At 69.2% G+C, this 13,514-nt stretch carries 14 protein-coding genes; 8 read left to right on the top strand and 6 right to left on the bottom strand.

Going from position 1 to position 13,514, the window contains the following annotated elements; all coding sequences use genetic code 11:
- Nucleotides 1–104 precede the first annotated feature (104 nt).
- Nucleotides 105–455, top strand: a complete 351-nt coding sequence (locus Acor_RS18275) for a PadR family transcriptional regulator (RefSeq protein ID WP_155337888.1) — start codon at nt 105–107, stop codon at nt 453–455.
- On the top strand, nt 445–1,431 hold the full coding sequence (locus Acor_RS18270) for a hypothetical protein (protein ID WP_155337887.1): 987 nt from the start codon (nt 445–447) through the stop codon (nt 1,429–1,431). The genes Acor_RS18275 and Acor_RS18270 overlap by 11 nt, the downstream gene beginning before the upstream one ends.
- A gap of 40 nt (nt 1,432–1,471) precedes the next feature.
- Here the strand turns inward: Acor_RS18270 and Acor_RS18265 are convergent, their stop codons facing one another.
- From Acor_RS18265 to Acor_RS18240, 6 genes are all read right to left on the bottom strand, one after another.
- Entirely contained in the window at nt 1,472–1,801 is a 330-nt protein-coding gene (locus Acor_RS18265; RefSeq protein ID WP_155337886.1) for a hypothetical protein, read from the bottom strand.
- Between the two features lie 84 nt (nt 1,802–1,885).
- Nucleotides 1,886–2,296, bottom strand: coding sequence for a hypothetical protein (locus Acor_RS18260; protein WP_155337885.1), 411 nt, complete (start codon nt 2,294–2,296; stop codon nt 1,886–1,888).
- Nucleotides 2,297–2,417: 121 nt separating this feature from the next.
- Nucleotides 2,418–3,206 carry a GntR family transcriptional regulator gene (locus Acor_RS18255; protein ID WP_155337884.1) on the bottom strand — a complete coding sequence of 263 codons (789 nt, stop codon included), beginning with the start codon at nt 3,204–3,206 and terminating at the stop codon, nt 2,418–2,420.
- Nucleotides 3,207–3,258: 52 nt separating this feature from the next.
- Nucleotides 3,259–4,053, bottom strand: coding sequence for an SAM-dependent methyltransferase (locus Acor_RS18250; protein WP_246238727.1), 795 nt, complete (start codon nt 4,051–4,053; stop codon nt 3,259–3,261).
- 173 nt (nt 4,054–4,226) lie between these two features.
- Nucleotides 4,227–4,424 (bottom strand): DUF1918 domain-containing protein, encoded by a 198-nt coding sequence (locus tag Acor_RS18245; RefSeq protein WP_155337882.1) that lies wholly within the window; start codon nt 4,422–4,424, stop codon nt 4,227–4,229.
- A gap of 111 nt (nt 4,425–4,535) precedes the next feature.
- Nucleotides 4,536–5,420 (bottom strand): alpha/beta fold hydrolase, encoded by an 885-nt coding sequence (locus Acor_RS18240; protein ID WP_155337881.1) that lies wholly within the window; start codon nt 5,418–5,420, stop codon nt 4,536–4,538.
- 588 nt (nt 5,421–6,008) lie between these two features.
- Here Acor_RS18240 and Acor_RS18235 point away from each other — a divergent pair.
- Genes Acor_RS18235 through Acor_RS18215 form a run of 6 tightly spaced genes read left to right on the top strand, consistent with a single transcriptional unit; the run spans nt 6,009 to nt 12,579 of the window.
- The gene (locus Acor_RS18235) at nt 6,009–7,247 is read left to right on the top strand and encodes a glycosyltransferase family 2 protein (RefSeq protein ID WP_218034353.1); all 1,239 of its coding nucleotides are present in this window, start codon (nt 6,009–6,011) and stop codon (nt 7,245–7,247) included.
- Nucleotides 7,244–8,794 (top strand): ArnT family glycosyltransferase, encoded by a 1,551-nt coding sequence (locus tag Acor_RS18230; protein ID WP_155337879.1) that lies wholly within the window; start codon nt 7,244–7,246, stop codon nt 8,792–8,794. Before Acor_RS18235 ends, Acor_RS18230 begins: the two co-directional genes overlap by 4 nt.
- Nucleotides 8,791–9,531, top strand: coding sequence for a glycosyltransferase (locus Acor_RS18225; RefSeq protein WP_170316985.1), 741 nt, complete (start codon nt 8,791–8,793; stop codon nt 9,529–9,531). Before Acor_RS18230 ends, Acor_RS18225 begins: the two co-directional genes overlap by 4 nt.
- Nucleotides 9,531–11,633, top strand: coding sequence for a galactose oxidase early set domain-containing protein (locus Acor_RS18220; RefSeq protein ID WP_174876164.1), 2,103 nt, complete (start codon nt 9,531–9,533; stop codon nt 11,631–11,633). Before Acor_RS18225 ends, Acor_RS18220 begins: the two co-directional genes overlap by 1 nt.
- Complete coding sequence (locus Acor_RS42810) at nt 11,633–12,046, top strand: hypothetical protein (RefSeq protein WP_174876163.1); 414 nt, start codon at nt 11,633–11,635, stop codon at nt 12,044–12,046. Before Acor_RS18220 ends, Acor_RS42810 begins: the two co-directional genes overlap by 1 nt.
- The gene (locus tag Acor_RS18215) at nt 12,034–12,579 is read left to right on the top strand and encodes a GtrA family protein (protein ID WP_155337877.1); all 546 of its coding nucleotides are present in this window, start codon (nt 12,034–12,036) and stop codon (nt 12,577–12,579) included. Before Acor_RS42810 ends, Acor_RS18215 begins: the two co-directional genes overlap by 13 nt.
- Nucleotides 12,580–13,514: the final 935 nt, after the last annotated feature.

The following is a 13,514-nucleotide window of genomic DNA, read 5'->3' as shown; positions in this document are numbered from 1 at the left end:
AAAGTCCGGATCGTACGGAGAATATCAGCATAAGTGGAGGATTAGTTCCACTTATCGTGTCAAAGGGTTTGACGAGCTGTGTGGCGCATAGTACTGTGTGCCGCATGGTGACCGGTGACGCGTACGACAAGCTCGAACTGGAGCTGCGGCGCGGCGTCGTCGTCCTCGCCGCGCTGTCCCAGCTGCACACCGCTCGATACGGCTACGAGCTACGCCAGTCGCTGTCCGAGAACGGCATGCCGATCGAGGAGGGCACGCTCTACCCCCTGCTCCGGCGGCTGGAATCCCAGGGCGTGCTGACCAGCGAATGGCGCACCGACGGCGGCCCGCCACGCCGCTACTACGTGCTCAGCACCGCCGGCCACGAGCTGTACGGACGGCTGACGAGCGCATGGCAAGGACTCAACAACACCATGGATCTTCTCCTGAAAGGCGGAGAGCGCCATGAACCCTGACGATCTCATCCAGAACTATGTCGACGACGTCGCCCGCCTGCTCCCGCGCGGCCAGCGGCGCGACGTCGCATTCGAACTGCGCGCCCTCCTGACGGAAGAACTCGCCGCCAAAGCCGCAGAATCGGGCCGCCCCGCCGACGAGGCGATGGCCCGCGAACTGGTCCTCGCCTTCGGCCGGCCGGCCGAGGCCGCCGCGCGGTACCACCCGGGCCTCAACGTCATCGACCCCGCGGACTCCCGCAGGTTCCTCCGTCTAACCCTGATCGGCCTGGCGGTCATCTGGCTGCTCGGCCTGGTGGACATCCTGCGACGGCCCTTGGCCACCGACCCGCTCACCGTCCTCGGGACCTGGTGGACCAGCTACGGGCTGGGGGCGCTGTGGTGGCCGGGAGCGCCCCCAGCCACCAGCTACGGGCTGGGGGCGCTGTGGTGGCCGGGAGCGCTCGTGGCCGGTTTCGCCGCGGCCGCCTGGTTCCGCCGGAGCCGGCCGGAGCGCGCCGCGTGGGAACCCCGCCGCCGGCGGGACCGCGACCACGTCAACCGGTTCGGCTACCTCGCCGTGATCGCCGCCGCGATCTGCGGCCTGCTCCTGCTGTTCAACCCCGGCGCCATCCTCGACTTCTTCTGGAACGGCCGCGCGGCCGCCAGCGCCTACCGGGCGCTGGCCCTCGACGAGGACTTCACCAGCTCCCGCGCACCCTGGCTGGTGGCCCTGCTGAGCCTGCAACTCGCGCTCTACGCGGTGCTGATCGTGCGCGGACGCTGGCAGCCGCTGACCCGTCGCATCGACATCGGCCTCACCTTCGCCGGCTGCGCCTTCCTCACCTGGCTCCTCGGGGGCGGCATCTTCGCGGCGGAACCGGCAGACCAGACCGCGAAGGCCTTCATCGTGCTGATCGTCATCGCCTACCTGATCGACGCGGGCGTCAAACTCCGCCGAGAACTGGGCCGCGCCGCCTACCTCCCCTCGGCCTGACCGGCGTGCCCAGCTCCGGAGAGGCGGGCACGCCCCTGTTTCAGGATTCGATCTGGCGGACGATGGCCGAGGACAGCGCGTCGGCCGCGAGCGCGACGCCCACCACCACACCCACCACGGCGACCGCGGTCAGAATGGCCGGCACGTTCGCCGCGATGATCAATCCGGTGAGCGCGGCGACCCCGACGCCCGCGTAGTAGCCGATGCCGAACGAGACGGCTCCGGCGGCCAGCCCGCGCACCGGGTCCTTCGTCTTGCCGGTGACCGTGAGGGCGGTGGAGATCGCGCCGAGGCCGGTCAGCCGGTTGCTCACGATGCCGGCCCGGGCGGCCAACTCCGGCGGGATGCGCAGTTTGCCGGCCGCGCTCATGCTGTTGGTGATCAGATTGTTGATCAGGCTCGTCGCGTCCGGCTGGCCGGTGGTGTTCCCGCCCGCCAGCCCGCGCGAGATGATTTACGCGGACGCGCCGGTCGCCGGATCGATGCTCGCCCAGGCGGCGCCCGTCCAGTCCCCGGTGGTGAGCACCCGGCCGGTGGCGACCACGGTCCGCCCGGCCTGGGCGTCGGCGGCGATCGCCGCGCGATGCTCCGCCGGCAGATCCAGCCGCGATACGGCCTGAGCCGCGTTGCCCGCGTTGACGAGCCCCAGCGGAACCCGCTCGGCGTTGGCTTTGGCGATCAGGTTGACGGTGGAGGTGGCCGTGACACTCTGGGCCATCTCGAAGATCTCGCCCTCCAGCGCCGAGGACGTGGCGGAGCTGAGCATCAGCGTCGCGGCCTCGCCGGCGGCGGAGCCCGTACGGGAGCCGACGCTGACGATCATCCGGCGCAGGTCCATGTTCAGGCCGATCCCGGCGAACGGCATGGATTCCTCACTGGTGGCCTTTTCGAGCGGCCGGGCCCCGTTACGATGCCGGCCCACTTGGCCGCTCGCCCCGACCTGCTGGTCGCCGCCATCGTCTCGGCGGGGGCGGTGAGGGGTTACCTCATTTGGCGGGTTCGTCGTCGTACGGGCCGGGCCTGCCGCGGCGGACCCTGCGGACGGTGAGGTTGAACACGCCGGGGACGTAGTGCTCCTGGGAGAGCAGCACGGGATGGCCGTCCGCGGACTTCTCGATCTGGTCGAGGCGCAGGATCGGGCTGTTGCGGCGGCAGTCGAGCGCGGCGGCCATCCGCGTGTTGGCCAGGGTGGCCGAGACTTCGGCGACGCCGCCGAGCAGGTGGATACCGCAGTCCCGTTCGAGGAAGCGGTAGATCGAGGCGCCGTCGTAGGCGGGGGAGCCGTTGCGTTCGATGAGGTGCCACGGGATCACGTCGAGTCCGTGGGCGGCGGGGTGGCCGTCGACGCGGATGATTCTTTCGACCGAGAAGACCTGATCGCCCGGGTTCAGGGCCAGCTGGTCGGTGATCCAGGTCTCGGCGTTCTTGCGGCGGGCGCTGAGCACTTCGACGCCGAGGGTCTTCTTCGCGGCGATGACGGCTTCGGTGACGCCGATGTCCAGGTCGAGGGAGGTTTCGACGCGGGGCTGTTTCTGGGTGACGAAGGTGCCGACTCCGTGGACCCGCCGGACCAGGCCGTCGGCTTCCAGGCCGCTGAGGATCTCGCGCAGCGTGGGGCGGCTGATGCCGTACTGCTTGGCCAGCGCCGGTTCGGACGGGAGGCGCTGGCCTGGCTTCAGCGTGCCTTCGGTTATCTGCGCCATGAGCAGTCCGCGCACCTCTTCGGAGAGAGGCAACCGCTGTCCCGGAACCGCAGAATACGGACTATTGGGCATGAATTGTAAGATGTCAAACAAGTGCGGGGTGCGTCAAATATGGCGCGGTATCTCAGGACTTGCGGGCCAGCCCGCCCCAGCAGGCCACCTCCGGCGGCGTGCCCCACGGGTTCGGGTCCGGCCGCCACCGCGCCACCGAGACGACCCCCGGCTCCAGCAGCTCCAGGCCATCGAAGAGCCGCACGATCAGTTCGGGGTTCCGCGGCGTGTACGGCACCGCGCCGTTGCCGTTGTACCCGCGCAGGGCCTGGACATAGGCCGGATCGGTGTCGGTGCCGTCGTACAGCGCCAGGTAACTGCCCGGGGGAAGCTCCGCGAGCAGCCGCGCCACGATCGACCGGGTCTCCTCGTAGTCGGCGACCAGCCCCATGATCCCCATCAGCATGAGCGCGGCCGGCTTGCCGAAGTCGAGCGTCTTGGCCGCCTGCTCCAGGATGTACTCCGGGTCGCGCACGTCCGCCTGGATGTAGTCGGTGGCGCCCTCCGGCGCGCTGGTGAGCAGCGCCTCGGCGTGCACCAGCACCAGCGGGTCGTTGTCGACGTACACGATCCGGGACTCGGGCGCGGCCCGCTGGGCGACCTCGTGGGTGTTGTCGACGGTCGGCAGCCCGGTCCCGATGTCCAGGAACTGGCGGATGCCCGCGTCCTCGGTCAGATACCGGACGACCCGCGTCAGCATGTACCGCGACTGGCGGGCGATGTCCACCATGCCGGGGAACACCTCGCGGACCCGGTCGCCGGCCGCCCGGTCGACCGGATAGTTGTCCTTGCCGCCCAGCATGTAGTTCCAGACACGGGCCGAATGCGGCACCGTGCTGTCGATCTTCACCGGGTTCTCGTCAGCCACGGAGGATCTCCTACCTCGTCGGTCTCCGCCGGCAGGCGGCATCGGCGCACTCGCCGCCCGAAATCAGGTGAGATCATATCGCTCCGTCACTGCCCGGGATGCCCGTTGCGTACCGGAAATCGAGGTATGACAGCGACTTGGCTTCGGTTGTAGGAGTGGAGCTGACTCCGTCATCATCCGGAGATGCGGCTCCTGGAGATGTGCGCGTCAGGGCCGGGGAAGACCAGCGTCTCGTGCGCGGAGTCGGCCCATTTCACCAGGTACGGCGGCGTGCCGTCCTGGTGGCGGACCGCGATGATGACGCCGACCCTCCGTGGTTCTCCGTGGTACGTCCCTTCGACGACCAGTTCGTCTCCGATCTCGGCGTGCATGAGGCACCTCCTCCGGTCGTGCGTTCCGTTGTCGGAAGACCTTCTCCAGTCTTGCACTCCGCCCACAAGTGAAGGGCTCACCTGGGCAAACACCGTGCCAGCAGCGGGGGATCAAGCGGCAGACCGCGCCATGGTGGGGCGTAGCGGGGCGAGGAAGTCGCGCATGAGGGAGGCGACCTGGTCGACCTCGCTCTCAAGCAGGAAATGCCCGCCGTCCAGCAGTTCGATCCGGGCGTTGGGCAGATCTGCGCGGAACGCGTTGGCGCCGGGCGGGCCGAAGATGCCGTCGTTACGGCCCCAGACCGCCAGCAGCGGCACCTGCGTGGTCCGGAAATATTCGTGTACGGCCGGATACATCACCACGTTGCTCTCGTAGTCGCGGAACAGCTGCAACTGGACGAGGTCGTTGCCGGGGCGGTTCAGCAGCTGCGCGTCGTGCTCCCAGGTGTCCGGGCTGACCACGCTCGGGTCGGGGACGCCGTGCAGGTACTGCCATCTGATGCCGTCGACGTCGAACGTGTCGCGGATGCCGGCCTCGGTCTGCGGGGTCGGGGCATGCGTGTACGCCCACACGGGCTGCCAGAAGTCCTGGACGAAACCCTCCTCGTAGGCGTTGCCGTTCTGGGTGACGATCGCCCACACCGAGTCGGGGTTGGCGAGGGCGAGCCGCCAGCCGATGGGCGCGCCGTAGTCCTGGACGTACATGGCGAATTCGGTGACGCCGAGCTGGTCGAGGAGACCGGCGGTCAGCTGGGCCAGAACGTCGAAGCTGTAGTCGAACTCACCGGCCGGGGGCGCGTCGGAGAATCCGAATCCCAGATAGTCCGGAGCGATCACCCGGTACCGGTCCGCGAGCTGGGGGATGAGGTCGCGGAACATGAACGAGCTGGTCGGAAAGCCGTGCAGCAGCACGACCACCGGCGCGCCGGGCGAGCCCGCCTCCCGGTAGAACAGCTGCTGCCCGTCCACGATCTCGTAATGGTGATGCGTATGCATGTGCGTTCCTCCCCGCGAAGTCCGATGGCGGCGTAAAGGGACGCGCAATTAATGGCCAGGATGTCGAAGCGCGAACTCAATTGTCGCCATTCGCGCTATGAGTCTATCAGCCGGCCACCGAATGAAGATCGAATACGGGCGCATCCACGGCAACTCGCCGGGACGCGCCGGATAGGCCGCGTCAGCCCCGCGTTTCGACCCAGACGTTGCATTTTTGTTAGGAAACCTTCCTAAGAAAATACGACGGGATCCACGGCCTGTCAATGAAGGCGCTCGGGGTTGTCAGAAGTGGCTCAAGTGACTGGTTGGCGGTGAGCGCATTGGTGTGCGCTGACGTGCCCGCATACAGCCGAGGCCCCAGATCGCGCTTGTTTCCGCATTCTGGACCGGCATAACAAATATGTAATTGCCGCGACACATATGTCACTGCGTATTTTCTCGACGGACGGTTCCCTTGTTTACGTCCCCATTACCCTGGAGATTCCGTTCTGTTATGAGCGCTCCTGACGATTGGCACGTACCAAACTGAAGATCGCCCGCCTTAAGGACATCCATGCGACATAACTTCCGACCATGATGATCTCCTTTATGGCGATCTTCATTTCCGTCATTCTGACCGCCTCCGCAGCCTTGACGATGTGGTGGATGCTGCACGCGTGGCGCACCCCCGAAACGCTGAACGCGACCCGTTTCTCCGCTCCCGACGGCGAGCAGCGAATGTCCTTCTCCCTGCTGGTTCCGGCCCGCATGGAGGAGAACGTCCTCGCCGCCACCGTCACCGGCCTGCTCCAGTCCACCCACCGGGATTTCGAGATCCTCGTCATCGTCGGCCACGACGATCCCGGCACCGCCGCGATCGCCGCGGACCTCGCCCGTGACCACCCGGACCAGGTCCGTGTGATCACCGACGTCAACCCCCGCAAGAACAAGCCCAAGGCGCTCAACACCGCGCTGCCGTACTGCACCGGGGAGATCGTCGGGGTCTTCGACGCCGAGGACGAGGTCCATCCGCTGCTCCTCGAACACGTCGACCACGAGTTCCGCGAAACCCGCGCCGACGTGCTGCAGGGCGGCGTGCAGCTGATCAATTTCCACTCCAGCTGGTACAGCCTGCGCAACTGCATGGAGTACTTCTTCTGGTTCCGCAGCCGGCTGCATCTGCACGCCCGGATGGGCTTCATCCCGCTGGGCGGCAACACCGTGTTCGTCCGTACCGAGGTGCTGCGCGAGAACGGCGGGTGGGACCAGGACTGCCTCGCCGAGGACTGCGATCTCGGCGTCCGGCTCTCCACCCGGGGCAAGAAGTTCGCGGTGGCCTACGACGCGGTGCTGGTCACCAGGGAGGAGACACCCGGCTCGATCAAGGCGCTGGTCAAGCAGCGCACCCGGTGGAACCAGGGGTTCCTGCAGGTGCTGCGCAAGGGCGAGTGGAAGGCGCTGCCCACGCTGCGCCAGCGGCTGCTGGCCAGGTTCACCCTCACCTCACCGTTCATTCAGGCGTTCACCGGCGCCGTCATCCCGGTGGGCATCCTGGCCGGGTTCCTGCTGGACGTGCCCGACGGGGTGGCGCTGATCACCTTCCTGCCGTTGCTGCCGACCCTGACCATGCTCGCCTTCGAGCTGGCCGGACTGCACGACTTCGGCAGGCAGTACGGCGTGCGGGTCCGGGCCGGGCACTACGCCAAGCTGATCGCGGGACTGCCGCTCTACCAGGCGATCCTGGCGGTGGCGGCGCTGCGCTCGGTCTGGCGGGAGTCCACCGGCAGGGGCGACTGGGAGCTCACCTATCATGCCGGCGCCCACCTGCGGCTCCGGGAGGAGACATGACCGCCGTCCTGCTGGCGCCCGCCACCCCGCCGGTCGGCGCCCCGGCCCGCCCGCCGCGCCGCCGCCGGTTCCTGCCGGTCGCCGTGCTGCTGGTGATCCTGATCGCGGCACACGCCTGGAACCTGGCCGACCAGCCCTTCCCCAACGACGACGAGGGCGCGTACATCTCCCAGGCGTGGGCCGTACAGCACGGCCAGCTCGCGCACTACACCTACTGGTACGACCATCCGCCGCTGGGCTGGATCCAGCTCGCCGTGCTGTCCTGGCCGGGCCAGTGGCTGCTGCCCGGCCTGCCGGCGCTGGTCCACGGCCGGATCGCCATGCTCGTGGTGCTCGCGATCACCCTGCTGCTGGTGTACACGGTGGCGCGCAGGCTGCAAGGCACCCGCTGGACCGCGCTGCTGGCGATGGCGATCGCCGGGCTGTCTCCGCTGGCGCTGAGCATGCAGCACCAGGTGTATCTGGACAATTTCGCGGTCATGTGGCTGCTGGCCGCGTTCGCGCTGGCCCTGTCGCCGCGTACGCACCTGTGGCAGCACGTGGCGGCGGGGGTGGCCACCAGCTTCGCGGTGCTCTCCAAGGAGACCATCGCGATCGCCGTCCCCGCGGTGATCGTGGCGCTGTGGCAGGGCAGCCACCCGAGCACCCGGCGCTTCTCGCTGGCCGGTTTCCTCTCCGGCATGATCTTCACCGCGTCGCTGTACCCGCTCTACGCGGCGCTGAAGGGCGAATTGTTCCCCGGCGAGGACCACGTGTCGCTGCTGGGGACGCTCGCCTTCCAGCTGCACGACCGGGCCGGCACCGGCAGCGTGTTCGTCCCCGGCACGGAGGCGCATGAGCTGCTGATGAGCTGGCTGGCCAACGATCCGGTCCTGCTCATCGGCGGACTCGCCGCGGCCGTCGCCGGCCTGGCGGTGCGTCCCGCGCGCGCCCCCGCGCTCGCCGTGCTGCTGCTGGTGGTGGTGGCGCTGCGGCCGGGCGGATACCTGCCGAAGATGTACATCGTCCAGCTGGTGCCGTTCCTGGCGCTGTCGGTGGCCGGGGTCGCGGCCGCCATCGTCATCCGGGCCGAACGCGGGTTCGGCAGCGCGCTGGTCACCACCGTCCTGATCGTCACCGGCGCGATCGCGCTCACCGGCTGGCCGGTCACCGACGCGCGGATGCTCACCGAGTCCACCAACGACGGATACACGGCCGCGTCCCGATGGCTCCGGGAGGAGATGCCGGTCCGGCCGGGACAGCGCACCATCGTGGACGGCGTGCTCTGGGTGGACCTGGTCCGCGCCGGGCACGCGCCCGGCCTCGGGGCGATCTGGCACTACAAGATCGACCTCGACCCCGCCGTGCAGAGCACCCTGCCGAACGGCTGGCGCGACGTCGACTACGTGGTCTCCACCCCGGCGGTGCGCGGTGAGGCCGCGCAGCTCCCCACGCTCGCGGGCGCGCTCGCGCACTCGCGGGTGGTGGCGACCTTCGGCACCGGCGGCGGCCGGATCGAGGTCCGCGAAGTGACGACGACCACACGCCCCGAACGGGAGGCATCGTGACCCCGTCCCTCTCCATCGTGATACCCACGTTCAACGAGTCCGGCAACATCGCGCCGTTGCTCGCCGAGATCGACGACACCATCGACGCGCGGACCGCGGTGGAGATCATCTTCGTCGACGACAGCACCGACGACACCCCTGAGGTGATCAGCCGGCAGTCCGCCGGCCGGCGCGGCAGCGTGTCGCTGATCCACCGCGCCGCGGCCACCGGCGGGCTGGCCGGCGCGGTCGCCGACGGCCTGCGGGTGGCCCGCGGCTCCTGGGTGGTGGTGATGGACGGCGACCTGCAGCACCCGCCGTCGGTGATCCCCACGCTGATCGCCGAGGGCGAGCGGACCGGCGCGCACCTGGTCGTGGCCTCGCGCTACATCCCCGGCGGCGACCACGGCGGGCTCGCCGGGCGGCACCGGGTGCTGGCCTCCCGGCTGTCCACCCTGGCGGCCAAGGTCCTGTTCCGCCGCCTGTACCGGGTGAGCGACCCGATGAGCGGCTACTTCGCGGTCCGCCGCACCGCGCTGCGGACCGACCGCCTGCGGCCGGTCGGTTACAAGGTCCTGCTGGAGGTGATCGTGCGCTGCCAGATCCGGCGGATCAGCGAGGTCCCGTACGGCTTCCGCGAGCGCGCCACCGGGGACTCCAAATCCTCGGTACGCGAGGGGGTGCGGTTCCTCCGGCACCTCGCCCGGCTCCGGATCTCCACCGGCTCCGCCACCCTGGCTCGACCGGGTGAGGCCTGATGGCCTGGCCGTACCGACACAGGACCCGGCGCGCCCGGGTGCGGGTGGTGCTGGGAGTGTCGGGCGCGCTGGCCCTGGCTGCGCTCGGCACTCCGATGGCCGTCGCCGACGTGAACCTGCTCAAGAACCCCGGCCTGGAAATCTTGGACGGAACCACCGGTTTCCCGCAGTGCTGGGAGAAATCCGGATACGGCGACAACGACCACACCTTCACGGTGACCGGGACGGCACACGGCGGCTCCCGGGCGCTGGACCTCACCATCACCCGGCTGGCCGGCGGCGACCGCAAGGCGATGATGACGGAGAACCCGGACTGCGCGCCGCCGGTGACCGAGGGACACCAGTACGACCTGTCGGTCTGGTACACGACCTCTCAGCCCAACACCGTGATCACGGTGTTCCGGCACGACACGACGGCCGGCTGGCAGTGGTGGACCGACCTGGCCGCCCTGCCGGTCACCGGAACGTTCCAGCGCGCCCTGGTACGCACCCCGCCGGTGCCGCCCGGAACCGACCGGCTCACCTGGGGAGTGACCAACTACGGCGTCGGAACCCTGGTCACCGACGACTACGCCATGGTGGACGCCGCCGCCCTCGTCCCCGACCCGCCGTGCACCGGCATCGGCCCGGAATGCGTCGGCCAGTGGCAGATACGCCCCGAACAGTCGCCCGCGCGGGCCATGCACGCGGTGCTGCTGCGCACCGGCAAGGTCCTGCTCATCGCCGGATCGGGCAACGACACCGACCTGTTCCAGGCCGGCGACTTCAAGACCAGCATCTATGACCCCGTGACCGGGACCTTCACCGACGTGCCCACGCCGGCCGACTTCTTCTGCGCGGGCCACGTCCAGCTCGCCGACGGCCGGGTGCTGGTGATGGGCGGAAACAAGGACTACGCCGCCCCGGACGGCACCGTCGGATACAAGGGCCTGAAGGTCTCCTACATCTTCGATCCGGCCACCAACTCCTACACCCGTACCAACGACATGCTCGCCGGGCACTGGTACCCGTCCGCCACGATCATGGGCAACGGCGACGTCATCTCGCTGGGCGGGCTGGCCGAGGACTCCTCCGGCACCGTGGTCAACGAGCATTTCTCCGCCGCGCAGGGACAGTGGCTGCCGATGGGCCAGGCCAAGCAGGCGTGGAGCTTCTGGGGCCTGTACCCGGCGATGATCCTGCTCCAGGACGGGCGGCTGTTCTACACCGGCTCGCACGTCTTCGGGGTCGGCCTGCCCGGCACCGGCGCGTCCGTCTACGACTACGACGCGGGCACCATCACCGACGTGCCGGGGCTGCGCAGAAAGGACGAACGTGACCAGTCGATGAGCGTGCTGCTGCCGCCGGCGCAGGACCAGAAGGTGCTCACCGTGGGAGGCGGCAACCACACCATCAGCCCCAGCGCGCACCGGCTGACCGACCTGATCGACCTCAAACAGCCCACGCCGGCGTACGTGCCAGGCCCCGACCTGCCGCACGGCCACTACGCCGACGGCACCCCGCAGACCGGCGCGGAGGGCAAGGTCTACCTGTCCACGGTGATCCTCCCGGACGGGAAGGTCTTCGAGACGGGCGGCGCCCTGCACACCTACCGCGAGACCCCGGTCTTCGGAGCCTCCATGTACGACCCCGCGACCAACTCCTTCACCCCCGGCATGGCGACCGACCCGGTGCCCCGCACCTACCACTCCTCGGCCGTGCTGCTGCCCGACGGCCGGGTGATGACCTTCGGCAACAACCCCGGCGACGGCAGCTTCGACCTGCGCATCTCGATGTACTCACCGCCGTACCTGTTCCGCGGCCCCCGTCCCGTCATCGTGTCCATCCCCAACACCCACTGGACGTACGGCACGGCGCAGCGCATCGTCACCGACGGCCCCATCGTCAAGGCGTCGCTGATCCGCCCGGCCGCCGTCACCCACTCCTCCGACCCCAACCAGCGGTACGTCGACCTGCCCCTGACGGTGTTCCCCGACAACGTGATCGACCTGAACCTGACGACGAACCCGAACATCGCACCTCCCGGCTGGTACATGCTCACCGTGGTCGACGCGGCCGGGGTGCCCTCGGCGGCCAGCTGGGTACACGTGGGAGGCGCCTGATGAGAACCCGTGTGACCAGGCTCGCGGTGGCCCTGACGGCCGCCGCGATCGCGGTGCCGTCCGCCGTGCTCTTCGCCGCCCAGGCCTCCGGCGCCCCCGACGCGCGCCCGGCACCTGTCGTCCGTGCCACTCCCGGCCCGCACGTGCTCCCGTTCGCGAAGAAGCTGCGGTCACCCCGGCCGCGCCTCGCCGCCCGGCCGAAGAAACTCGACATCCCGGCGAGCATCGACGGCTGCGACCACGCCTACGGCACGGCCGGGCAGTGCGTGCCCTGGGACTTCCCCAAACTGGCCAAAGGCGAGACCCGCTGCGACTGGATCCGAGCACACAAACTCGCTGGGATCACCGTCAACAACCCGCGCGACCGACATCGGCTGGACCCCGACCGGAATGGGATCGCATGCGACAGCTGACCTACCGGACCGCGAGCGAACCCCCCGACCAGCCACCGGACCAGGACGACGGGCGGAATCCCGGTGCCCTCCGGCACAGCCGTCTCGCCACCATCTCCGCCGCCGCGACGGCCCTACTTCGCCGGCACCGCCGCAAGGCCACCTTCGCCGGCGTCGGCAGCACCTGCTTCGCCGTCCAGTACCTCCTGCTCACCAGCCTGATGGTGCTGGGCGTACGCGCCCCCATCGCCAACGCGGTGGGCATCGCGATCTCAGCCCAGCTCAACTTCACCCTCAGCTCACTCCTGACCTGGAAGGACCGCCCCAGCGGATCCCCCCGCCGGATACTGACCCGGCTACTCGCCTACAACGCGACCGCCCTGACTGCCCTCTGCGCGAACACCGCAATCTTCACCCTGACCTACCGCACAACCGGCATCTCCACCGCCGCGGCAGCGGGGGTGGCCGCCGGCATGCTCTTCAACTACGCCGGCTCCAACCACCTGGTGTTCCGCGGCGCCAGCCGGACACCGCATGGCGAGCTGGAAAGTTGAGATCCGTCTGCCGTTCATCACCATCGGCGTCGACGATGTGCGCACCGAGGCTCGCTCCCCGCTCAAAGCACGGTCACGGGAAGCGGGACCCTAGATCCTGCTCAACCGTGCCAGCGGGCTGGCCCTGGACACCGCCCTGCACCACGACCTCGGCGGCCGTCCCCACATGTGGAACGCGCACGGGCAGCCCCTGCAGCTGTGGTATCTGTCACCGAGCGGGTCCAAAGGCCAAGCAGTGATCGTGTCGGCCGCCGGCGGTCTGGTCATCGACGCGACCGTGCCGATCACGGATCAGATCATCCACCCAGTGGGAACGTCACGATGAGCCCTGGCAGGGCTGGCGACTGGAGAACGCCCCCGACGGGCTGGGATTCCTCATCCAATCGGTGCACAACAGGCGGCCTGGGTGTTGTCGGGCGGGCAGCGGCCGCCATCGTGGACGGTCGGGCAGGTTGAGACGCACGAGGCGGGCGCCGTGCCGGCGATCCGCGAACGGTACGCCGTGGCCCGCGCGAACGTCCTGGCCCGCGCTGGCTGACGGCGGCAGAGCTGGTCAGCGGGCCGGCGCTACGAGCCGCGCGCCACGCCGAGGCATTCACTTGCGCGCCCGCGTGCTGACCACATGAGAGCTGACCTTCCGGCGGACCTGGCTGCGCTACGACCGCGCCGGGCCGCACTTATACCGCGCCCGTAAGGGCAACCGGGGATGAGGACCGCTCTCTACTCCTCGACGGCGTCAGGATTTCGCATCGGCCGACGGGCGCCGCCGAGGCCGGGCAGAGCGAACCGGCGAGAGCGGCGCGGGACAGCCGCGCTGCCTGGGCTGTGGCTGGCAACTCCCGCAGGCCGAGGCAGACCTCCATGGTCTGCGGTGTCCCAGCCCTTGATCGCCTTCCGCGCCCTGCTCGATGGTGCCGGTGAGTTATAGCTTTCGC

Origin of the sequence: Acrocarpospora corrugata (assembly GCF_009687845.1) — a bacterium.
Taxonomy (GTDB): Bacteria; Actinomycetota; Actinomycetes; order Streptosporangiales; family Streptosporangiaceae; genus Acrocarpospora; species Acrocarpospora corrugata.
Note: the sequence above shows the minus strand (reverse complement) of the source record. Positions and strands in the feature narration are given on the sequence as shown.

Coding starts and splice junctions, on each gene's coding strand:
- Acor_RS18275 (WP_155337888.1), top strand. CDS start 105: ATGGTGACCGGTGACGCGTACGACAAGCTCGAACTGGAGCTGCGGCGC.
- Acor_RS18270 (WP_155337887.1), top strand. CDS start 445: ATGAACCCTGACGATCTCATCCAGAACTATGTCGACGACGTCGCCCGC.
- Acor_RS18265 (WP_155337886.1), bottom strand. CDS start 1,801: ATGAGCGCGGCCGGCAAACTGCGCATCCCGCCGGAGTTGGCCGCCCGG.
- Acor_RS18260 (WP_155337885.1), bottom strand. CDS start 2,296: ATGCCGTTCGCCGGGATCGGCCTGAACATGGACCTGCGCCGGATGATC.
- Acor_RS18255 (WP_155337884.1), bottom strand. CDS start 3,206: ATGCCCAATAGTCCGTATTCTGCGGTTCCGGGACAGCGGTTGCCTCTC.
- Acor_RS18245 (WP_155337882.1), bottom strand. CDS start 4,424: ATGCACGCCGAGATCGGAGACGAACTGGTCGTCGAAGGGACGTACCAC.
- Acor_RS18240 (WP_155337881.1), bottom strand. CDS start 5,420: ATGCATACGCATCACCATTACGAGATCGTGGACGGGCAGCAGCTGTTC.
- Acor_RS18235 (WP_218034353.1), top strand. CDS start 6,009: ATGGCGATCTTCATTTCCGTCATTCTGACCGCCTCCGCAGCCTTGACG.
- Acor_RS18230 (WP_155337879.1), top strand. CDS start 7,244: ATGACCGCCGTCCTGCTGGCGCCCGCCACCCCGCCGGTCGGCGCCCCG.
- Acor_RS18220 (WP_174876164.1), top strand. CDS start 9,531: ATGGCCTGGCCGTACCGACACAGGACCCGGCGCGCCCGGGTGCGGGTG.
- Acor_RS42810 (WP_174876163.1), top strand. CDS start 11,633: ATGAGAACCCGTGTGACCAGGCTCGCGGTGGCCCTGACGGCCGCCGCG.
- Acor_RS18215 (WP_155337877.1), top strand. CDS start 12,034: ATGCGACAGCTGACCTACCGGACCGCGAGCGAACCCCCCGACCAGCCA.